Consider the following 19,650-nt stretch of genomic DNA (forward strand, 5'->3'; position numbering starts at 1 on the left):
CAGATGTTGGATATCGCCATCGTCGGTGGTGGTATCATCGGCATCTGTGCCGCCGCCTATCTGGCCGAGGCGGGACGAAACGTCACGATCTTCGATCGGACGGGCATTTGCGAGGAGACGAGCTCCGGCAATGCCGCCGCCTTCGCCTTTTCCGACGTGCTGCCGCTTGCCCACAAGGGCATGATCCGGCAATTGCCGAAGTGGCTTGCCGATCCGCTCGGCCCGCTCAGCATCCCGCCCGCCTATCTGCCGAAGCTTTTACCCTGGCTGTTCCGCTTCTGGCGCGCCGGGCGCACCGACCGCTACGAGGCCGGCCTGGCTGCGCAAGCCGGGATGATGCGGCTTGCCGAGGCCGAATGGGCCGGGTTGATGGCACGCTCCGGCACAGGAAACATGCTGCACGAGGACGGCTCGCTCGAACTCTATGAAAGCAAAGCGGAGTTCAAGGCGTCGCTGCCCGGCTGGGCGGCAAGGCAGCGGTTCGGCATCGGCTTTCGCCATGTCGAAGGCGGTGATCTTGCAGCCTTGCAGCCAGGCCTGTCCCCACGCTTCATCAAGGGCACGTTCGTGCCGGGATGGAAGACCGTCGCCGACCCGAAGCTGCTTGGTAAGGCGGTCTGGGCTTATGCGCAGAGCAAAGGCGCGCGTTTTGAAAAGGTCCGGGTCGAGCATGTAGAAGCTATGCAGGATGGCGCGACGCTGATGCTGGCCGACGGCACGACGCGACAGGCAAAACAGTTGGTCATCGCCGCCGGTGCGTGGTCGCATCTCCTGGCAAGAAATCTCGGCGATCGCATCCCGCTGGAGACCGAGCGGGGCTACAACACGACGCTGCCGAAGACCGCCTTCGACGTGAAGCGGCAGCTGATCTTTTCCGGCCATGGCTTCGTCATCACGCCGCTCGATACCGGCGTGCGCGTTGGCGGCGCGGTCGAGCTCGGCGGCATCGAGCGGCCGCCCAATTATGCCCGCTCGAAAGCGCTGCTCGAAAAGGCGCAACTCTTTCTGCCGGGGCTCAATCCGTCAGGCGGCCGCGAGTGGATGGGGTTTCGTCCGTCACTGCCGGATTCGCTTCCCGTCATCGGCCGCACGCAAAAAGGTCGGTCGGTGGTCTATGCTTTCGGCCACGGCCATCTCGGACTGACCCAGGCAGCAGCGACCGGGCGGTTGATCCGCGAGCTCATTCTCGGGCAAAATCCCTCGCTTGATCTTTCTGCCTTTTCTCCGAACCGCTTCTGACAGGGTCCAAGCCATGGCACGCCATTCCTTTTTCTGCATCGACGGCCATACCTGCGGCAATCCGGTGCGGCTGGTCGCCGGCGGCGGGCCGCTGCTCAACGGCTCGACGATGATGGAGCGGCGCGCGCATTTTCTGGCCGAGTATGACTGGATCCGCACCGGGCTGATGTTCGAGCCACGCGGTCATGACGTGATGTCCGGCTCGATCCTCTACCCGCCGACGCGGGAGGACTGCGACATCGCCATCCTGTTCATCGAAACCTCGGGCTGCCTGCCGATGTGCGGTCACGGCACCATCGGCACGGTGACGATGGCCATCGAACACGGGCTGATCAAGCCGAAGACGCCGGGGATGCTCAGGCTGGATACGCCGGCCGGCCTGGTCACCGCCGAATACAAACAGGTTGGCGAGTATGTCGAGGAGGTGCGCATCACCAATGTGCCGTCCTTCCTCTATGCCGAGGGGCTGACGGTCGAATGCCCTGGGCTCGGCGAGATCAGCGTCGATGTCGCCTATGGCGGCAATTTCTACGCCATCGTCGAGCCGCAGAAGAATTATCGCGACATGGCCGACCATTCGGCCGGCGACCTCATCGCCTGGAGCCCTGTGGTGCGGCATCGGCTCAACGAGAAATATTCCTTCGTGCATCCCGAGAACCCCGGCATCAACCGGCTGTCGCATATGCTGTGGACCGGTGCGCCGACGGTGGCTGGCGCGGACGCCCGCAACGCCGTCTTCTACGGCGACAAGGCGATCGATCGCTCGCCTTGCGGCACCGGCACCTCGGCGCGGATGGCGCAGCTCCACGCCAGGGGCAAGCTCAAGGCGGGCGACGACTTCGTCCATGAATCGATCATCGGCTCGTTGTTCAAGGGCAGGGTCGAGAAAGAGGTCACGGTGGCGGGCAAGCCGGCGATCATTCCTTCGATCGGCGGCTGGGCGCGGATGACCGGACTGAACACGATCTTCATCGACGACCGCGATCCGTTCGCGCATGGGTTCGTCGTCAAGTGATCTACCCGGCTTGAGATTCGCCTGCCTCCGTGTCCGCCGAAACCTCCTGGCGAAACCAGTCGGCGAATTTGAACGCTGCCGGTGAGGCATGCGCCAGCATCGTCAGGAAGTAGCCCTTGTCGAGGTTCGTCGCGACCTTCGACAGAACGATCAGATCGCCACGCTTCAACTCGTCGCGAAAAACTTCCACCGGACAGAGCGCCACGCCGTGACCGGCGATGACCGCCGTCGCCAGAATGTTGAAGTCGGCGAAAACCGGCCCGTTGCCCACATCCACGTTGGGCAATCCTGCCTCCAAAAACCATTCGCGCCAGCCCTCTCTAGTCTCGTCGTGCAGCAGATCGGCGACGGCGATGCCGGCCGGCGTGCGCAGATGATCCTTGCCGGCGAGATAATGGGGGCTGCACACCGGTTGATTGAAACGGGAAAACAGCTTGAGACTGGTGACGCCGGGAGATGGATCGGCGCCGAGCGTGATCAGCACGTCGTTCTGGCCGTCGCCCAGCCTCTCCTCGGCCTTGGCGTAGGCGACCCTCATGCCGATGCCGGGGTGACGGGCGGTAAAATCCGCCAGCCTCGGCACCAGCCAGCGGCTGGCGATTGAGGGAATGCAGCCGACAGACAGGGTTTCCAGGGCGGCATTGCGACGAATGCGGCGGCACGTGGCGCCGAGCTCGGCGAGGGCGCCGCTCGCCGAGGCGTGAAGGATCACTCCGGCTTCGGTCAGGCGCACCTTGCGTGCATCCCGATGAAACAGCGATACGCCCAGCCATTCCTCCAGCCGCCTGATCTGGTGGCTGATGGCCGGGTGGGTCACGTGAAGCTCTTCGCCGGCAGCAGAAAAGCTCAGATGGCGAGCCGCCGCCTCGAAAGCGCGAACGGCATTCAGCGGGATGTAGTCCATCTGTAAAATTTACTAACATATCGCGTGAGAAGCAATCATTTGAAAATCTGCCTTCGCTTTGGCATTTCTGAGACTTAGTATAGCTTTCGAGAGAGCGATCATGTTTACGAGACAATTGGCTGATGTAGAAAAATCTGACTTCTTCGTCGATTGGGGCAATGGCACGAGCCATCGCCTGCTGACGCAGCGAGACGGCATGGGGTTCACCGTCTGCCATACGGTGGTGCGCGCAGGCAGTGAATCGCGCCTCCACTACCGCCGGCATTTCGAGGCCTGCTACTGCATTGCCGGCACCGGTGAGGTTGAAGACATGTCCGGCCATGTGCACCGTATCGAACCTGGCACGATCTATGTGCTGGATGAACATGACGACCACTATCTGCGCGCGGACGCGGCCAACGACATGATCCTGGTCAGTGTGTTCAACCCTCCCTTGATGGGCACCGAGCGGCACGCCCTGGGTCAGGACAGCGGCTCGGCCTACTGAGTTCCGGCAAAGCGGTCATCGCTCGATCGGCGGCCGGGCGCGCATGACCGGATTGACCACCGTTTTCATAGATGACCGCGATCCGTTTGCACATGGATCCGCCGTCAGCCAAGGGGAATCCTGACCCAACGGAAGCGAACGAAGTGAAAAACGGATTGCTTTCACAGCGCAACAATCCCTCTCATCACCTAATTTTGACGGTGATTTCTTCGAAACGAGGTGCATGATACGGCTGAATCGTCAAAGACATTGCGTTATGCCAATGATAGGGTCCGCGATGGTCCAGGGGCCGGATATGAAAAAACGGGCAATCGGATGGCGTGCCAAGAAAACACGCGTCGCGATTGAAAAATCACGTTGCAATCCGGCCTCGAAACTTTACGACTAGGGGAAATACGAAAAGGAATGCGTCTGCATGGGCGACATTCCAGGGGAGCCACGACAGCATGCAGTACTTTGTCCAGCAGCTTATCAACGGGCTGACGCTGGGATCGATCTATGGGCTGATCGCGATCGGCTACACGATGGTCTACGGCATCATCGGCATGATCAATTTCGCCCATGGCGACATTTTCATGGTCGGTGCCTTCACCGCCCTCATCGTTTTCCTCATCCTCGGCGCTCTGTTCTACTCGGTGCCGATCGTCATCGCGCTGCTGATCATGATGATCGTGGCGATGCTGCTCACCAGCCTCTACAACTGGACGATCGAGAAGGTGGCCTACCGGCCGCTGCGCGGTTCGTTCCGGCTGGCGCCGCTGATCACCGCGATCGGCATGTCGATCGCGCTGTCCAATTTCGTCCAGGTGACGCAAGGGCCGCGCAACAAGCCGATCCCGCCGATGGTGTCCCAAGTCTACACCATCGGTGGCGTCAGCGTGTCGCTGAAGCAGATCATCATCGTCGTGGTCACCGCGATCCTGCTGGCGCTGTTCTGGTATCTCGTCAACAGGACCTCGCTTGGTCGAGCGCAACGCGCATGCGAGCAGGACCGCAAGATGGCGGCGCTGCTTGGCGTCGATGTCGACCGCACCATCTCGATCACCTTCATCATGGGCGCCGCCCTTGCCGCCGTCGCCGGAACGCTGTTCCTGATGTATTATGGCGTGGTGGTGTTTTCCGACGGCTTCACGCCCGGTGTGAAGGCCTTTACCGCGGCCGTGCTCGGCGGCATCGGCTCGCTGCCCGGCGCCGTGCTCGGCGGGCTGTTGATCGGCTTCATCGAGAGCATGTGGTCGGCCTATTTCTCCATCGACTACAAGGACGTCGCCGCCTTCTCCATCCTGGCGATCGTGCTGATCTTCCTGCCGTCCGGCATTCTGGGCCGGCCAGAAGTCGAAAAGGTCTGAGATCATGGCTGTTACCGTTTCTCCGGAAAGCGACGTCGTCGCCAGCCCCATCCAGCGTGCCTTTCGCGAGGCGCTCTATGCCGGCGCCATAGCGCTCGGCCTGTTCGTGCTGTTCATCGGCCTGAAGACCGACCAGAACATCTCCAACGAGCTGATCCTGGTGCAACGCTGGGGGCTGCTTGCCATAGTGGTGCTCCTCACCGCCGGTGGACGCTTCCTCTATGTCGGCTTCGCCCAACCGGCACTCGAGCGCGCCAAGGCACAAAAGGCCCAGGCTCCGGCAGTCGCCGCGGAACCCGGCTTCGTGCGCCGCAACTTCAACACGATCGGCATCACGGTTCTGTTCCTGTATCCGATTGTGATCGTCATGCTGGTCGGCTTCCAAGGTTCGCTGAAATGGGTCGATAATTTCGGCATTCAGATCCTGATCTATGTGATGCTGGCATGGGGCCTGAATATCGTTATCGGTCTCGCCGGCCTGCTCGACCTTGGCTACGTCGCCTTCTACGCCGTCGGCGCCTATGCCTATGCGCTGCTCGGCACGCATTTCGGTCTGTCGTTCTGGATCCTGCTGCCGGCCGCCGGCCTGATGGCCGCGTTCTGGGGGGTGATGCTCGGCTTTCCCGTGCTGCGCCTGCGCGGCGACTATCTGGCGATCGTGACGCTGGCCTTCGGCGAGATCATCCGGCTGGTGCTGATCAACTGGCGCGAGGTGACCAATGGCTCCGCCGGCATTTCCGGCATTCCAAAGGTCTCTTTCTTCGGCCTCATGTCGTTCAACGTGTCGGACCCGAACTACATCTCCAAGGTTCTCGGCATCGCCCAGTCGGGCGCCTACTACAAGATATTCCTCTACTATCTCATCCTGCTGCTCTGTCTGCTCACTGCGTTCGTCACCATCAGGCTGCGCCGCCTGCCGGTCGGCCGCGCCTGGGAAGCGCTGCGCGAGGACGAGATCGCCTGCCGTTCGCTCGGCATCAACACCACCACCACCAAGCTCACGGCTTTCGCCACCGGTGCCATGTTCGGTGGCTTTGCCGGCGCGTTCTTTGCCGCGCGGCAAGGCTTCGTCAGCCCGGAATCCTTCGTGTTCCTGGAATCGGCGATCATCCTGGCCATCGTCGTGCTCGGCGGCATGGGCTCGTTGGGCGGCATCGCCGTGGCGGCGATGGTGATGATCGGCGGCACGGAAATCCTGCGCGAGCTGGACTTCCTCAAGACCGGCCTGACATGGGGCAACACCACGATCATACCGGGATTCGGTCCCGACTTTACGCCGGAGCTCTACCGCATGCTGTTGTTCGGCATGGCCATGGTCATCGTCATGCTGTGGAAGCCGCGCGGCTTCGTCGGCAGCCGCGAACCGACCGCCTTTCTCAAGAAGCGAAAGGCCGTATCCGGGTCCTTCACCAAGGAAGGACACGGCTGATGAATACGAGCCCATCCATGAATGACGCCATCCTGCAGGTCGAGCATCTGTCGATGAAGTTCGGCGGCCTGGTCGCCATCGGCGACCTGTCCTTTCAGGCCAGGCGCGGCGAGATCACCGCATTGATCGGTCCGAACGGCGCCGGCAAGACCACGGTGTTCAACTGCATCACCGGTTTCTACAAACCTTCGGAAGGCATGATCACGCTCAATCGGAGCGACGGCTCGAGCTACCTGCTCGAGCGCCTGCCGAACCATGAGATACCGGCGCGTGCCAGGGTGGCGCGCACCTTCCAGAACATCCGCCTGTTCTCGGGCATGACGCTCCTGGAAAACCTTCTGGTCGCCCAGCACAACAAGCTGATGAAGGCGTCGGGCTATACGATGCTCGGCCTGTTCGGGTTCAGCAGCTACCGCAAGGCTTCGGCAGAATCGATCGACCTGGCCAAGCACTGGCTGGAGAAGGCCAATCTTGTCGACCGTGCCGACGATCCGGCTGGCGACCTGCCCTATGGCGCGCAGCGGCGTCTGGAAATTGCCCGCGCCATGTGCACAGGCCCCGAGCTTCTGTGCCTCGACGAGCCGGCCGCTGGCCTCAATCCAAAGGAATCGGCAGCACTCAATGCACTGTTGATGGACATCAAGACCAGCACCTCGATCCTCCTGATCGAGCACGACATGTCAGTGGTCATGCAGATTTCCGACCATGTCGTGGTGCTCGAATACGGGCGCAAGATCTCCGACGGCAGCCCGCAGTCGGTTCGCACCGACCCGCGCGTCATTGCTGCCTATCTCGGCGTCGACGATGAAGAGGTCGAGGCGGTGCTGACCGAGGTCGGCGACGAAGACGTCATCGAGCAGCTGGACACCGGTCCGGACTCGGCGCACGGACCCGGCACCTCGGCCTCGATGTTGGCGGGCCCGGTGACCGACACGGTCGGCCATAGCGAGGGCGAGCGCGTCACTGTGTCGAAGGGCGCCTCGAGAGCAGCTCAGGTCGACGCGCGGACGAATGCGGCGGCAAGCAAGGCCGCCTCGTTGGCCAGCGTGCCCGCGGCCAAATCAAAATCTGCCGCGGCAAAGTCCGCGACTGCCGCAGCCAAACCGACGACGAAAGCGCCCACGGCGAAAGCCACTGCGGCAAAGCCGGCGGGCAAGGCTCCGGCCTCGAAGGCTGCGGGAGTTTCGAACCGGCTCGCAGCGCCCCGCGCGGGCAAGGCCGACAATCTGACCCGGATCAAGGGGATCGGCATAGTCAACGAGAAGAAGCTGAACCAGCACGGCATCTTTCATTTCGACCAGATCGCCGCGTGGAAGAAGTCCGACGTCGAGGCCGCGGAAGCCTATCTCGCCTTCGACGGGCGCATCGCGCGGGAGGAGTGGGTCAGCCAGGCCAAGCTTCTCGCCAGCGGCAAGGAGACGGAATTCTCGCGCCGCGTCGATGCCGGCAAGGTCGAGACGAGCCATCCTCCCGGAAAGACTGCCGCACCTGCGGCCGGCAAGCGCGGAGGGCGTAAATAATGGCCGGCACAACATTGCTCGATATCAAGGGCGTCCAGACCTATTACGGTAACATCCGGGCGCTGAACGGCGTCGATGTCACCGTCAACGAGGGGGAGATCGTCGCGCTGATCGGCGCGAACGGCGCCGGCAAGTCGACGCTGATGATGACCATCTTCGGTGCGCCGCGGGCGCGCGCGGGCACCATCACCTTCGCAGGCACCGACATCACCCAGATGCCGACCCACGAGATTGCGCGCATGCGCATCGCCCAGTCGCCTGAGGGCCGCCGCATCTTCCCGCGCATGACGGTGATGGAAAACCTGCAGATGGGCGCCAGCCTCGACAACCTCAAGCACTATGACGAGGACGTCGAGAAGGTGTTCACGCTGTTCCCGCGCCTCAAGGAGCGCATCGCCCAGCGCGGTGGCACGCTGTCGGGCGGGGAGCAGCAGATGCTGTCGATCGGACGCGCGCTGATGGCGCGGCCGAAGCTGCTTTTGCTCGACGAGCCGTCGCTGGGTCTGGCACCGCTGATCGTCAAGCAGATCTTCGACGCCATCCGCGAACTGAATCGCACACAAGGGCTGACCGTATTCCTGGTCGAGCAGAACGCCTTCGGCGCGCTGAAGCTCGCCACCCGCGGCTATGTCATGGTCAACGGCAACGTGACGATGAGTGGTACCGGCAAGGAACTTCTCGCCAATCCGGAAGTGCGTGCCGCCTACCTCGAAGGCGGCCACCACTGAGTTTGGAGCGGAATGTGTGCATCCGGTATTCCGCTCCAAGTTGTTTGTTTGTCGCATGATCTTTGTCCGAAAAGTCTGCAACTTTTCGGGATCATGCTAGGGAGTCTTCATCATGCAGGGCATTCTCTACGAGGAACCCTCGATCTGGCAGTTCTTCTTCGTCACCTGCCTACTTGGCGGCTGGGCGGCGTGGATGACCGGCAAGGCCTGCGCGCAGACATGGCGCAGCTTCATCCAGCTGTTCGCCTATATGCTCGGCCTCGGCATCGCCATAAGGTTCATCCATCACGCGCTGTTCAATGGCACGATGTTTTCGCTGCATTACTACATCATCGATACCATCGTGCTGCTGATAGTCGGCTTCGTCGGCTATCAATACACGCGCACCAACCAGATGGTGACGCAGTATAATTGGCTCTACGAAAGAGCTTCGCTCTTGAGCTGGAAACCGAAAGGTTGACGTTCATGATTAACGCCGTTTCAGGGATGAATCGGCGTGACAAGTGCCTGAAAATCGGCAAAGTACGCTTTCTGCGAGCAAGAGTGGGCATCGCATGAAAGCATCATCCACGCCCACTCCGTAAATGGGAGCGTTTTACATGAGAAAGTCACTTTTGTCCGCCGTCGCCGTGACCGCGCTTGTCGCGTTCAGTGGCAACGCGTGGGCTGACATCCTGATCGGCGTCGCCGGTCCGATCACTGGTCCGAACGCAGCGTTCGGCGCACAGTTGCAGAAGGGTGCCGAACAGGCTGCCGCCGACATCAACGCGGCCGGCGGCATCAATGGCGAGCAGATCAAGCTCGAGATCGGCGACGACGTGTCCGATCCTAAGCAGGGCATCTCGGTTGCCAACAAGTTCGTCGCCGACGGCGTCAAGTATGTCGTTGGTCACTTCAACTCTGGCGTCACCATCCCGGCGTCGGATGTCTATGCCGAGAACGGCATCCTCGTCATCACGCCTTCGGCGACCAACCCGCAGCTGACCGAGCGCGGCCTGTGGAACACGTTCCGCACCTGCGGACGTGACGACCAGCAGGGCAAGGTTGCCGGCGACTATCTCGCCAAGAACTTCAAGGATGGCAAGATCGCCGTCGTCCACGACAAGACGCCTTATGGCCAGGGTCTCGCCGACGAAACCAAGAAGGCGCTCAATGGCAATGGCGTGACCGAAGCCATGTATGAAGGCATCAATGTCGGCGACAAGGACTTCTCGGCGCTCATCGCCAAGATGAAGGACGCCGGCGTCACTGTCGTCTACTACGGCGGCCTGCACACGGAAGCCGGCCTGATCATGCGCCAGCTCGCCGACCAGGGCCTCAAGGCCCAGTTCATGTCCGGCGACGGCATCGTGTCGAACGAATTGGCCTCGATCGCCGGCGACGCCGTCGATGGCACGCTGATGACGTTCGCTCCCGATCCGCGCAAGAACCCGAACGCCAAGGAACTCGTCGAGAAGTTCCGCGCTGCCGGTTTCGAGCCTGAAGCCTACACGCTCTACTCTTACGCTGCTCTGCAGATCGTCGCCGCCGCCGCCGCCAAGGTTGGCGCCTCCGACGACGCGCAGAAGGTCGCAGCAGAGATCAAGGCGAGTGGCCCGTGGAAGACGGCTATCGGCGACATCGGCTATGACGCGAAGGGCGACATCACCCGCCCCGACTACGTCATGTACAACTGGAAGAAGGGTGACGACGGCAAGTACACCTACGTCGAGCAATAAGCCGGCAAACGTCTGAAATCGAAAATGCCCGGCGCGCCACGCGCCGGGCATTTTTCACGTGGCGTCTAGCCATCCAAGAACATAGGCGATCCTCGATGCGCCGGGCTGAAGGTTCTGCTTGGATCGGAGTTTTGAGCGTCCCTGCCGCGTTCGGGCAATCGCGTGGCGCTCCGACGCGCGAAGGATCGATTTTAAATCGGTTTAGTCATTTCTTGATTTTGTTTGCACTGCAGCATTTTCGCGTTAATCATTGCCTTAGCCCCATCCTCCTTCCGTGTCTGGAGCCTAGTCCTTGGCAATCACGAAGATCCTTGTCGCCAACCGGTCCGAAATCGCCATCCGCGTCTTCCGCGCGGCCAATGAACTTGGCCTCAAAACCGTGGCGATCTGGGCTGAGGAGGACAAATATTCCCTGCACCGTTTCAAGGCCGACGAAAGCTACCAGGTTGGGCGCGGGCCGCATCTCAACCGGGACATGGGGCCGATCGAAAGCTATCTGTCGATCGAGGAGGTGATCCGCGTCGTCAGGCTTTCGGGCGCCGACGCCATCCATCCGGGCTACGGGCTGTTGTCGGAAAGCCCGGAATTCGCCGAGGCCTGCGCCGAGGCCGGCATCACCTTCATCGGACCGAAGCCCGACACGATGCGCCGGCTCGGCAACAAGGTCGCCGCTCGCAACCTGGCAATCGCTGTCGGCGTGCCGGTCATCCCGGCCACCGATCCGTTGCCGGACGACATGGACGTGGTCAAGAAACTGGCCAAGGAGATCGGCTATCCGGTGATGCTGAAGGCGTCGTGGGGCGGCGGCGGCCGCGGCATGCGCGCTATCCGCTCCGAGGCCGACCTTGCCCGTGAGGTGATGGAAGGCAAGCGCGAGGCGAAAGCCGCCTTCGGCAAGGACGAGGTCTATCTCGAAAAGCTGATCGAGCGCGCGCGCCATGTCGAGGTACAGGTGCTTGGCGACACCCATGGCAACGCCGTCCATCTGTTCGAGCGCGACTGTTCGATCCAGCGCCGCAACCAGAAGGTTGTCGAGCGGGCGCCGGCGCCCTACCTCGCCATGTCACAGCGCGAAGAGCTTTGCGGCCATGCGCTGAAGATCGCCCGCGAAACCAGTTATATAGGCGCCGGCACGGTCGAGTTCCTGCAGGATGCCGACACCGGAAAATTCTACTTCATCGAGGTCAATCCGCGCATCCAGGTCGAGCACACCGTCACCGAGCAGGTGACCGGCATCGATATCGTCAAGGCGCAGATCCACATCCTCGACGGCTTCGCCATCGGTACGCCGGAATCGGGGGTGCCGGCGCAGAAGGACATCAGGCTGAACGGCCACGCACTGCAGTGCCGCATCACCACGGAAGACCCCGAGCACAATTTCATCCCGGACTATGGCCGCATCACCGCCTATCGCGGCGCCACCGGCTTTGGCATCCGCCTCGATGGCGGCACCGCCTATTCGGGCGCGGTCATCACCCGTTTCTACGATCCGCTGCTGGAGAAAGTGACGGCGTGGGCGCCGACGCCGGCCGAGACCATCGCCCGCATGAACCGGGCGCTGCGCGAGTTCCGCATCCGCGGCGTGGCGACCAACCTCACCTTCCTTGAGGCGATCATCAATCACCCGAGTTTCGCCGACAACTCCTACACGACAAAGTTCATCGACACGACGCCGGAGCTGTTCCAGCAGGTTAAGCGGCAGGACCGCGCGACCAAGCTGCTCAACTACCTCGCCGATGTCAGCGTCAACGGCCATCCCGAGACGCGCGGCCGGCCCACGCCGAAGGCCGATGCGGCTGCACCTGTGGTGCCCCATCTCAACGGCCACGTGCCGGGCGGTAGCAAGCAGAAGTTCGATGCGCTCGGCCCGCAGAAGTTCGCCGCCTGGATGCGCGAGCAGACAGAGGTGCTGGTCACCGACACGACGATGCGCGACGGGCACCAGTCGCTACTCGCCACCCGGATGCGCACGCATGACATCGCCGGCATTGCCGGCACTTATGCGCGCGCCTTGCCGCAGCTGCTCTCGCTCGAATGCTGGGGTGGCGCCACGTTCGACGTCGCCATGCGCTTCCTCACCGAGGATCCGTGGGAGCGGCTGTTGCTGGTGCGCGAGGCTGCGCCCAATTTGTTGCTGCAGATGCTTCTGCGCGGCGCCAACGGCGTCGGCTACACCAACTATCCCGACAATGTGGTGCAGCATTTCGTCAAACAGGCGGCGGCCGGTGGCATCGACCTGTTCCGCGTCTTCGACTGCCTGAACTGGGTCGAGAACATGCGCGTCGCCATGGATGCGGTCGGCGCCGAGGGCAAGCTGATCGAAGCGGCGATTTGTTATACCGGCGACATCCTCGATCCGGCGCGAGCCAAATACGACCTCAAATACTATGTCGGGCTGGCCAGCGAATTGCAGGCGGCCGGCGCGCATATCATCGCGGTCAAGGACATGGCCGGACTGCTGAAGCCGAGTGCTGCGCGCGTCCTGTTCAAGGCGCTGCGCGAGGCGACCGATCTGCCGATCCATTTCCACACGCACGACACGTCGGGCCTATCGGCGGCGACGGTGCTGGCGGCGGTGGAGAGCGGCGTCGACGCCATCGACGCTGCCATGGATTCCTTCTCCGGCAACACCTCGCAACCATGCCTGGGCTCGATCGTCGAGGCGCTGAAGGGCACCGAGCGCGACCCGGGCCTCGACCCGCAGTGGATCCGGCACATCTCGTTCTACTGGGAAGCGGTGCGCAACCAGTACGCTGCCTTCGAGAGCGACCTGAAGGGACCGGCGTCGGAAGTCTATCTGCACGAGATGCCGGGCGGCCAATTCACCAATCTGAAGGAGCAGGCGCGCTCGCTGGGGCTCGAGACACGCTGGCACGAAGTGGCGCAGACCTATCACGACGTCAACCTGATGTTCGGCGACATCGTCAAGGTGACGCCGTCGTCCAAGGTCGTCGGCGACATGGCGCTGATGATGGTGAGCCAGGATCTGACCGTCGCCGATGTCGAGAATCCGGGCCGGGATATCGCCTTCCCGGACTCGGTGGTGTCGATGTTGCGCGGCGATCTCGGCCAGTCGCCGGGCGGCTGGCCGCAGGCGCTGCAGAAGAAGGTGCTGAAGGGCGACAAGCCGATCACCGCGCGGCCCGGCTCGCTGCTCAAGCCAGCCGATCTCAAGGCTAGCCGCAAGGAGATCGAGGAGAAGCTCGAGCGCAAGCTCAGCGAATTCGAATTTGCCTCTTGGCTGATGTATCCGAAAGTGTTTTCCGATTTCGCCGCCGCGCAGGAGACCTACGGGCCAGTCAGCGTGCTGCCGACGCCGACCTATTTCTACGGCATGAAGTCGGAAGACGAGATCTTTGTCGACATCGAAAAGGGCAAGACGCTGGTGGTGCGGTGCCTGGCCATTGGCGATGTCGACGAGAAGGGCATGGTCACCGTGTTCTTCGAGCTCAACGGCCAGCCACGCCGGGTGAAGGTGCCGGACCGGGCGCATGGCGCGTCCGCCGCCAAGGCGCGGCGCAAGGCGGAGCCGGGCAACGAGGCGCATGTCGGGGCGCCGATGCCGGGCGTCGTCTCCGCGCTTGCCGTTGCCGCCGGCCAGGCGGTCAAGGCCGGCGACGTGCTGCTGTCGATCGAGGCGATGAAGATGGAAACCGCTTTGCATGCCGAGCGTGACGGCACGATCGCCGAAGTGCTGGTCAAGGCCGGCGACCAGATCGATGCGAAGGATCTGCTGATCGCCTTCGGGTAAGGTGCGCTGGCATTCAGGTGATGCCGGCCTGCGAACGGCGGCTTCCTGCGCTTCCGGTGCTCACGTACTTCAAGTACGCTCCGCTCCTCGGCTCGGCCTGACCTGAATCTCAACACACCTTAGGGCGTGCCCAGCCCTCCATGCCGCACCGATAAATGGCTTGACCCGCCGCGCCTGCTCGGGCATCGAACCCGCTCCAATTTGCCGGCCGCCTTTGCGAGTCGCCGGTAGCCAAACGACGCGGAGAGAAAAATGGCCGACGACATCACCGAGACCAGCCAGACTGTTGCCGCCGGCCAGTTGCGCGCCTTCATCGAGCGCATCGAGCGGCTCGAGGAAGAGAAGAAGACCATCGCCGACGACATCAAGGAAGTGTTCGCCGAGGCCAAGGGCACCGGCTTCGACACCAAGGCGATGCGGTCGATCATCCGGCTGCGCAAGAAGGACCAGGCCGAACGGCAGGAAGAGGAAACCATCCTTGATCTGTACAAGGCCGCGCTCGGCATGGTTTAGAGACCGTCTGGAAATTCTACTCCGGCGGCCATCTGATGGCGTTTTCTGCGCTTCCGGTGCTCACGGACGGACCCAAAAGTCCGCTGCGCTCCGGTTCTCGAAACCACCACCATATGACTCGCCGGAGCGAATTTCGAAACAGTCTCGGGCCGAGCGTGATGCTGGAGCGGGCATCGAACGATGAGCGAATTCGACTTTGGCGCCCGCCGCGCCTCTGAATTCCGCCAACGCAGCTTCTGGACGCTGTTCGCGGAACGGCATCCGGAAGAAAGAGCCCTGATGGCGAGGCGCGGACCCTGGTTCTGGCAGCGCGGGATGCCCGACTTCGCATTGGTTCTTTCCATGTATGTCGCGCCGGCGCAGAACCATGTCGGCGTCTTCTTCGGCCGCAACGAGAAGTTCGGCGCCACGCAAGCCTGGTCACGGCTGAAGCCGTTTCAACCGGCGATCGAAGACAGGCTGAAGCTAAGGCCGGAACAGAGTTGCGAGGGCCTCGGCATCAATTCGATGTGGCGGGTGAACTGTTTTGCCGAGGACAACTGGCCGGCGATGGCCGACTGGCTGGTGACGGAATGCTCACGTTTCGAGCGCGCCGTTGCCGAGGTTCTGGGTGGCGAAGCCGGTTCATGAATTCGCGGGGCGGCTGCTTTTCGCCCTCGCCAGCCTTTGTCAGCGGGTCGTCCCGGCATCGGCCAATCGGGCGGAGGTCCTTAGTTCGGCTTCGGCTCGTCGCGACCGATCTCGTCGAGATGGTGTTGCAGCGCCAGATGGTCGAGCGCATCCATCGGCAGATTGACGAACAGCGAGATGCGGTTGTTGAGCATGCGATAGGCATCGGCGAAGGCAAGGTGCTGCTCGGCCTCGGTGCCGTCTGCCTTGGACGGGTCCGGTACCGACCAGAGCGCGGTCATCGGATGGCCAGGCCAGACCGGACAGGTTTCATTGGCGGTGCTATCGCAAAGCGTGAAGACGAAGTTCATTTCCGGTGCGTCCGGCTCGGCGAACTCGTCCCAGCCTTTCGATCGTGCGAAGCCGGTATCGTATTTGAGGCTTTCGAGCAGCTGCAGCGCATAGGGATTGACCGTGCCCTTCGGTTGCGAACCGGCGGAAAAGGCCTTGAACCTGCCGGTGCCGATCCGATTGAGGATGGCTTCCCCCATGATGGAGCGCGCAGCATTGGCATTGCAGAGAAACAGGACGTTGTAGAAATTGTCGTTCATCTCAAGACCTCCCTTGCAGGTGACTGGATGACTGGGCGGCAGATCCCGGCAGGACGCCGCCGCTTTGCCAAAAATGTCGACAAGGGCGAAGTAGAAAGGTTTCGCGACCGTTTGATGACAATCTGCCAAGTCATTCAGTCCAATGATCGCTTGCCGTTGACAGGTTTGCCGCGTTTGACGTTTCTGCATCTGGCGAATGAGGGAGGGCCGTGCCGATGAATGCTCCAAAACCCCTCGAAGGCGAAGGCGACAAGGCAAGCCGTGCGGCAGGCTTCTTTCGCGCGCGCTGGCAAGGCGCGGTGCCGCTCGATCGGCTATTCTGGCATGATCTGGTCCTTGTCGGCACGGCGATCAACATCTCGGCGTCGGTAGTCGCGCTCATCCTGCTCGGGCTGAAGCTGCCGCTCGGCGTTGCTCTGGCGGTGCATTTCGCGCCGGTGCCTTACAACATCTTTCTCACGCTCGCCGTCTGGCGAACCACCGAAAAGGTCCGTGGCGCCAAGGCCACGCTGATGACGCTTGGCGCCACATTGTGGCTGATCCTGGTGGTCGTGGTCTGACTGCGCACACACGGCGCATATCGCTTGTCGTGTTTCCTTCCCGCAAAACAAAAAGGGCGGCCGCAGCCGCCCTTTCTACGATGATCCAGCGCTCAAATTTCGGCTCTTTGTTTTTGCGCAATTCCCGACGGAAAACCGTTGCACACTTTTCCTGGATTGCTCCTAAGCCGCCGGCTCGAATTTGAGCGCCACGCCGTTGATGCAATAGCGCAGGCCGGTCGGGGGCGGGCCGTCGTCGAAGACGTGGCCGAGATGGCTGCCGCAGCGGGCGCAGTGGCATTCGGTGCGGACCATGCCGTAGCTACGATCGACCGTGTTCTCGACCGAACCCGGGACCGGATCGTTGAAACTTGGCCAGCCCGTGCCGCTCTCGAATTTCAGCTTGGATTCAAACAAGGGCTGATCGCAGCCGACGCAGGAAAAGGTGCCGGCGCGCTTCTCGTAGAGCAGTGCGCAGCTTCCCGGCCGCTCGGTGCCATGGTTGCGCATGACAGCATATTGCTCTGGCGTCAGCCGGTCGCGCCATTCGGCATCGGTGCGGGTGACAGGGTAGGTGTGGGTGTCCATTTGATCTCCTCAGCCTTGCCGGCTCGTTGTTGATTGCAACCTCATATTCGCACCAAGATAGGCATTTGTTACGGGTTTTGCCCGAATTTTCGATCGCGCCGCATAAGGCTTCTCAGGCAATCGCCGCGAGATAGCGCGCGACCGAAGTGGCGAATGCCGCTTTCGCGCCGCCGATGATGTTCTGGTGCCACCATGCGCCGTGGATGTCGTCGAATGCGAACGGCTCCAGCGCAGCCGCGATGCGGCGCACGGCTGCTGCGTTGAGCGGAATGTGGTTCGGGTAGCTGTACATGAAGCTGACATGGCGACGCGTGGGCGTCACTTGCAGGATATCGCCGGACAGCACGGCGTTGCCGCCGCTGCGCTTCCAGTGCAACACTTGGCCGCCGGCAAAGTGGCCGCCGCAGCGGATGAGTGTCAGCGAAGGGTTGATAGTGCGCGTTTCGCCTTCCCAATTTATGATCGCCGGGTGCGGCCGCATGATCCACTGGCGGTCGTCAGCATGGAGATAGATCGGCACACCGCCAAGCGCCTCGCTCCACTCGACCATCGCCGAGTAGAAGTGGCAGTGCGAGATGGCGATCGCCGCCAGGCCGCCTCGGCGGTTGATCTCGGCTACCGCCTCGTCGGTCACCATCGAGACGCAGTCCCACAGCACATTGCCATCCGGCGTCTGCGCCAGCAACGCCCGCTGGCCGATGGCGAAGCGCGGCTCGATACCGAGGGCGAGCACGCCGGCATCGTCCTTCATCACAAGCCGATGCCCGGCGGCAAGTTCTTGCGGCGTGATCCAGGCCTGGCCCTCCCAGCGCACAAATTGCCGCTCGTCCTCGCAGACCGGGCAGTCGTGCGGCGGCGCTTCGGTCGGAGCGAACTGGACACCACATTGCAGGCAGAGGAAACAGGTCATGCGGTTTCTCGTTTTTGCCGATTCAATGCTTGCGCGACAATTGCCTGGTGGCACCTTCCAGCCCGGCGAGGGTCAGCGGAAACATGCGACCGCCGAAGATATCGCGGATCATGGCGATCGAATGGGTAAAGCCCCAGTTCTCAGGGTTTTCCGGATTGAGCCAAACCGCGTTCGGCCATTGCTGCAGCAGGCGAGCCAGCCAGACGGCGCCCGCCTCCGGGTTCCAGTGCTCGACCGAACCGCCGGCATGCGCGAGCTCGTAAGGGCTCATTGAGGCGTCGCCGACGACGATCACCTTGTAGTCCGGTCCGTATTTGTGGAGCAGGTCGAAGGTCGGGATGACCTCCGCAAGGCGGCGGCGATTGTCCTTCCACACGCCCTCGTAGAGGCAGTTGTGGAAATAAAAGTATTCGAGCTGGCGGAACTCGGCGCGAGCGGCTGAAAACAGTTCCTCGACGCTTCTGATATGATCGTCCATCGAACCGCCGACATCGAAGAACATCAAAAGCTTCACGGCGTTGCGCCGCTCCGGCCGCGTCTGCACGTCGAGATAGCCGTGCTCGGCGGTGGCTTGGATGGTGCCGGGCAGGTCGAACTCCTCCTCGGCGCCCTCGCGCACCCAGCGGCGCAGGCGCTTCAGCGCGATCTTGATGTTGCGAGTGCCGAGCTCGACGGCATCGTCGAAATTCTTGAACTCGCGTCTGTCCCAGACCTTGACCGCGCGGCGGTTGCGGCTTTCATGCTGGCCGATGCGCACGCCTTCGGGGTTGTAGCCATAGGCGCCGAAGGGCGAGGTGCCGCCGGTGCCGATCCATTTCGAGCCGCCCTGGTGGCGGCCCTTCTGCTCCTCCAGCCGTTTCTTCAGCGTCTCCATCAGCTTTTCGAAACCGCCAAGCGCTTCGACCAGCTTTTTTTCGTCGTCGGTCAAATGCTTTTCGGCCAAGCGGCGCAGCCATTCTTCCGGGAGGTTCTCGATATCCACCGCATCTGGCCCGGCCAAAGCCTCGACGCCCTTGAAGACGTGCGCAAACACCTGGTCGAAACGGTCGATATGGCGCTCGTCCTTCACCAGGGCGGTGCGGGCGAGGTAGTAGAAACCCTCGACGTCATAATCGACCAGCCCGGCTTCCAGCCCTTCCAACAGCGACAGGTATTCCCGCAGCGAAACTGGGACCCGTGCAGCTTTCAGTTCCAGGAAGAAGGGGATGAACATCGCGCTATCTACAACAAATCATACTCGATGAAGCCGGTCCGCCGGGCCACATAGTCATAGAGCTTGCGCGCGGTGGCGTTGGTCTCGTGCGTCATCCAGTAGACGTTCTTGACGCCGATCCTGCCGGCTTCCTGCTTCACCGCCTCGATCAGAGCCGCACCAACGCCCTTGCCGCGCACATCCGGGTCGGCGAACAGGTCCTGCAAATAGCAGTTGTTTATCTGCGACCAGCAGGAGCGGTGATAGAGATAGTGCGTCAGGCCGACGGCCTTGCCGTCGAGGGTGGCGATGAAGCCTTTCGGCTCGAACTCGCCCGCCGTGAAGAGCCGCTTCCAGGTGACGGCATAGACCTCTTCCGGCAGCTTGGTCTCATAGAAGGTGAGGTAAGCGGTCCATAGGCGCTGCCAGTCGGCATGGTCGGACTGTGCCAATGGGCGGACAGTGATCTCGGTCATTTATTTTCCTCCGAAGCTTCGTCCCCGAAGCTGCTCCAGTGGCGGCCTGGCGGCAACGGTCCAGCGAGGGGA

At 62.2% G+C, this 19,650-nt stretch carries 19 protein-coding genes; 13 read left to right on the forward strand and 6 right to left on the reverse strand.

Translation table 11 applies throughout. The features are described from left to right. The first annotated feature begins 3 nt into the window (after nucleotides 1-3). Both LHFGNBLO_RS10605 and LHFGNBLO_RS10610 read left to right on the forward strand, forming a co-directional pair. The gene (locus LHFGNBLO_RS10605) at nucleotides 4-1,239 is read left to right on the forward strand and encodes an NAD(P)/FAD-dependent oxidoreductase (protein WP_258609677.1); all 1,236 of its coding nucleotides are present in this window, start codon (nucleotides 4-6) and stop codon (nucleotides 1,237-1,239) included. A 13-nt stretch (nucleotides 1,240-1,252) separates the two neighbouring features. After that, nucleotides 1,253-2,254 carry a 4-hydroxyproline epimerase gene (locus LHFGNBLO_RS10610; protein ID WP_258606631.1) on the forward strand — a complete coding sequence of 334 codons (1,002 nt, stop codon included), beginning with the start codon at nucleotides 1,253-1,255 and terminating at the stop codon, nucleotides 2,252-2,254. 1 nt (nucleotide 2,255) lies between these two features. Here LHFGNBLO_RS10610 and LHFGNBLO_RS10615 read toward each other — a convergent pair whose 3' ends face one another. Further along, nucleotides 2,256-3,158 carry a LysR substrate-binding domain-containing protein gene (locus tag LHFGNBLO_RS10615; protein WP_258606632.1) on the reverse strand — a complete coding sequence of 301 codons (903 nt, stop codon included), beginning with the start codon at nucleotides 3,156-3,158 and terminating at the stop codon, nucleotides 2,256-2,258. 100 nt (nucleotides 3,159-3,258) lie between these two features. On the opposite strand from LHFGNBLO_RS10615, the gene LHFGNBLO_RS10620 reads away from it, so the two are divergent. From LHFGNBLO_RS10620 to LHFGNBLO_RS10670, 10 genes are all read left to right on the forward strand, one after another. After that, the gene (locus LHFGNBLO_RS10620) at nucleotides 3,259-3,645 is read left to right on the forward strand and encodes an ectoine synthase (RefSeq protein ID WP_258606633.1); all 387 of its coding nucleotides are present in this window, start codon (nucleotides 3,259-3,261) and stop codon (nucleotides 3,643-3,645) included. Between the two features lie 446 nt (nucleotides 3,646-4,091). Continuing rightward, on the forward strand, nucleotides 4,092-4,994 hold the full coding sequence (locus LHFGNBLO_RS10630; RefSeq protein ID WP_258606634.1) for a branched-chain amino acid ABC transporter permease: 903 nt from the start codon (nucleotides 4,092-4,094) through the stop codon (nucleotides 4,992-4,994). Between the two features lie 4 nt (nucleotides 4,995-4,998). Beyond that, complete coding sequence (gene livM / locus LHFGNBLO_RS10635; protein ID WP_258606635.1) at nucleotides 4,999-6,423, forward strand: high-affinity branched-chain amino acid ABC transporter permease LivM; 1,425 nt, start codon at nucleotides 4,999-5,001, stop codon at nucleotides 6,421-6,423. Then, on the forward strand, nucleotides 6,423-7,943 hold the full coding sequence (locus LHFGNBLO_RS10640; protein ID WP_258606636.1) for an ATP-binding cassette domain-containing protein: 1,521 nt from the start codon (nucleotides 6,423-6,425) through the stop codon (nucleotides 7,941-7,943). The genes livM and LHFGNBLO_RS10640 overlap by 1 nt, the downstream gene beginning before the upstream one ends. After that, complete coding sequence (locus LHFGNBLO_RS10645; protein ID WP_258606637.1) at nucleotides 7,943-8,671, forward strand: ABC transporter ATP-binding protein; 729 nt, start codon at nucleotides 7,943-7,945, stop codon at nucleotides 8,669-8,671. The genes LHFGNBLO_RS10640 and LHFGNBLO_RS10645 overlap by 1 nt, the downstream gene beginning before the upstream one ends. 112 nt (nucleotides 8,672-8,783) lie before the next feature. Next, complete coding sequence (locus tag LHFGNBLO_RS10650) at nucleotides 8,784-9,131, forward strand: DUF6867 family protein (protein WP_258606638.1); 348 nt, start codon at nucleotides 8,784-8,786, stop codon at nucleotides 9,129-9,131. Between the two features lie 139 nt (nucleotides 9,132-9,270). Further along, complete coding sequence (locus LHFGNBLO_RS10655; RefSeq protein ID WP_258606639.1) at nucleotides 9,271-10,389, forward strand: branched-chain amino acid ABC transporter substrate-binding protein; 1,119 nt, start codon at nucleotides 9,271-9,273, stop codon at nucleotides 10,387-10,389. Nucleotides 10,390-10,681: 292 nt separating this feature from the next. Further along, on the forward strand, nucleotides 10,682-14,140 hold the full coding sequence (gene pyc / locus LHFGNBLO_RS10660; protein WP_258606640.1) for a pyruvate carboxylase: 3,459 nt from the start codon (nucleotides 10,682-10,684) through the stop codon (nucleotides 14,138-14,140). A gap of 252 nt (nucleotides 14,141-14,392) precedes the next feature. Further along, nucleotides 14,393-14,653, forward strand: a complete 261-nt coding sequence (locus LHFGNBLO_RS10665) for a DUF2312 domain-containing protein (RefSeq protein ID WP_023800031.1) — start codon at nucleotides 14,393-14,395, stop codon at nucleotides 14,651-14,653. 180 nt (nucleotides 14,654-14,833) lie between these two features. Continuing rightward, a complete protein-coding gene (locus LHFGNBLO_RS10670; RefSeq protein WP_258606641.1) occupies nucleotides 14,834-15,283 on the forward strand; it encodes a DUF4268 domain-containing protein in 450 nt (149 codons plus the stop codon). Between the two features lie 80 nt (nucleotides 15,284-15,363). Here the strand turns inward: LHFGNBLO_RS10670 and LHFGNBLO_RS10675 are convergent, their stop codons facing one another. Continuing rightward, nucleotides 15,364-15,873: an arsenate reductase ArsC gene (locus LHFGNBLO_RS10675; RefSeq protein ID WP_258606642.1), complete on the reverse strand. Its 510-nt coding sequence runs from the start codon at nucleotides 15,871-15,873 to the stop codon at nucleotides 15,364-15,366. Between the two features lie 215 nt (nucleotides 15,874-16,088). Between LHFGNBLO_RS10675 and LHFGNBLO_RS10680 the strand changes: the two genes are divergently transcribed. Then, complete coding sequence (locus LHFGNBLO_RS10680) at nucleotides 16,089-16,433, forward strand: hypothetical protein (RefSeq protein WP_258606643.1); 345 nt, start codon at nucleotides 16,089-16,091, stop codon at nucleotides 16,431-16,433. A gap of 162 nt (nucleotides 16,434-16,595) precedes the next feature. Here the strand turns inward: LHFGNBLO_RS10680 and msrB are convergent, their stop codons facing one another. From msrB to LHFGNBLO_RS10700, 4 genes are all read right to left on the reverse strand, one after another. Continuing rightward, nucleotides 16,596-17,000 carry a peptide-methionine (R)-S-oxide reductase MsrB gene (msrB, locus tag LHFGNBLO_RS10685; protein WP_258606644.1) on the reverse strand — a complete coding sequence of 135 codons (405 nt, stop codon included), beginning with the start codon at nucleotides 16,998-17,000 and terminating at the stop codon, nucleotides 16,596-16,598. Between the two features lie 112 nt (nucleotides 17,001-17,112). Beyond that, nucleotides 17,113-17,910: an MBL fold metallo-hydrolase gene (locus tag LHFGNBLO_RS10690; RefSeq protein ID WP_258606645.1), complete on the reverse strand. Its 798-nt coding sequence runs from the start codon at nucleotides 17,908-17,910 to the stop codon at nucleotides 17,113-17,115. A gap of 22 nt (nucleotides 17,911-17,932) precedes the next feature. Further along, on the reverse strand, nucleotides 17,933-19,123 hold the full coding sequence (locus tag LHFGNBLO_RS10695) for a vWA domain-containing protein (RefSeq protein ID WP_258606646.1): 1,191 nt from the start codon (nucleotides 19,121-19,123) through the stop codon (nucleotides 17,933-17,935). An 8-nt stretch (nucleotides 19,124-19,131) separates the two neighbouring features. After that, nucleotides 19,132-19,578: a GNAT family N-acetyltransferase gene (locus LHFGNBLO_RS10700; RefSeq protein WP_258606647.1), complete on the reverse strand. Its 447-nt coding sequence runs from the start codon at nucleotides 19,576-19,578 to the stop codon at nucleotides 19,132-19,134. Nucleotides 19,579-19,650: the final 72 nt, after the last annotated feature.

The organism is Mesorhizobium sp. AR10 (assembly GCF_024746795.1).
Taxonomy (GTDB): domain Bacteria; phylum Pseudomonadota; class Alphaproteobacteria; order Rhizobiales; family Rhizobiaceae; genus Mesorhizobium.

Excerpts from the sequence above, each read along its gene's own strand:
- LHFGNBLO_RS10605 (WP_258609677.1), top strand. The coding sequence starts at position 4 with ATGTTGGATATCGCCATCGTCGGTGGTGGTATCATCGGCATCTGTGCC.
- LHFGNBLO_RS10610 (WP_258606631.1), top strand. The coding sequence starts at position 1,253 with ATGGCACGCCATTCCTTTTTCTGCATCGACGGCCATACCTGCGGCAAT.
- LHFGNBLO_RS10615 (WP_258606632.1), bottom strand. The coding sequence starts at position 3,158 with ATGGACTACATCCCGCTGAATGCCGTTCGCGCTTTCGAGGCGGCGGCT.
- LHFGNBLO_RS10620 (WP_258606633.1), top strand. The coding sequence starts at position 3,259 with ATGTTTACGAGACAATTGGCTGATGTAGAAAAATCTGACTTCTTCGTC.
- LHFGNBLO_RS10630 (WP_258606634.1), top strand. The coding sequence starts at position 4,092 with ATGCAGTACTTTGTCCAGCAGCTTATCAACGGGCTGACGCTGGGATCG.
- livM (WP_258606635.1), top strand. The coding sequence starts at position 4,999 with ATGGCTGTTACCGTTTCTCCGGAAAGCGACGTCGTCGCCAGCCCCATC.
- LHFGNBLO_RS10640 (WP_258606636.1), top strand. The coding sequence starts at position 6,423 with ATGAATACGAGCCCATCCATGAATGACGCCATCCTGCAGGTCGAGCAT.
- LHFGNBLO_RS10645 (WP_258606637.1), top strand. The coding sequence starts at position 7,943 with ATGGCCGGCACAACATTGCTCGATATCAAGGGCGTCCAGACCTATTAC.
- LHFGNBLO_RS10650 (WP_258606638.1), top strand. The coding sequence starts at position 8,784 with ATGCAGGGCATTCTCTACGAGGAACCCTCGATCTGGCAGTTCTTCTTC.
- LHFGNBLO_RS10655 (WP_258606639.1), top strand. The coding sequence starts at position 9,271 with ATGAGAAAGTCACTTTTGTCCGCCGTCGCCGTGACCGCGCTTGTCGCG.
- LHFGNBLO_RS10665 (WP_023800031.1), top strand. The coding sequence starts at position 14,393 with ATGGCCGACGACATCACCGAGACCAGCCAGACTGTTGCCGCCGGCCAG.
- LHFGNBLO_RS10670 (WP_258606641.1), top strand. The coding sequence starts at position 14,834 with ATGAGCGAATTCGACTTTGGCGCCCGCCGCGCCTCTGAATTCCGCCAA.
- LHFGNBLO_RS10675 (WP_258606642.1), bottom strand. The coding sequence starts at position 15,873 with ATGAACGACAATTTCTACAACGTCCTGTTTCTCTGCAATGCCAATGCT.
- LHFGNBLO_RS10680 (WP_258606643.1), top strand. The coding sequence starts at position 16,089 with ATGAATGCTCCAAAACCCCTCGAAGGCGAAGGCGACAAGGCAAGCCGT.
- msrB (WP_258606644.1), bottom strand. The coding sequence starts at position 17,000 with ATGGACACCCACACCTACCCTGTCACCCGCACCGATGCCGAATGGCGC.
- LHFGNBLO_RS10690 (WP_258606645.1), bottom strand. The coding sequence starts at position 17,910 with ATGACCTGTTTCCTCTGCCTGCAATGTGGTGTCCAGTTCGCTCCGACC.
- LHFGNBLO_RS10695 (WP_258606646.1), bottom strand. The coding sequence starts at position 19,123 with ATGTTCATCCCCTTCTTCCTGGAACTGAAAGCTGCACGGGTCCCAGTT.
- LHFGNBLO_RS10700 (WP_258606647.1), bottom strand. The coding sequence starts at position 19,578 with ATGACCGAGATCACTGTCCGCCCATTGGCACAGTCCGACCATGCCGAC.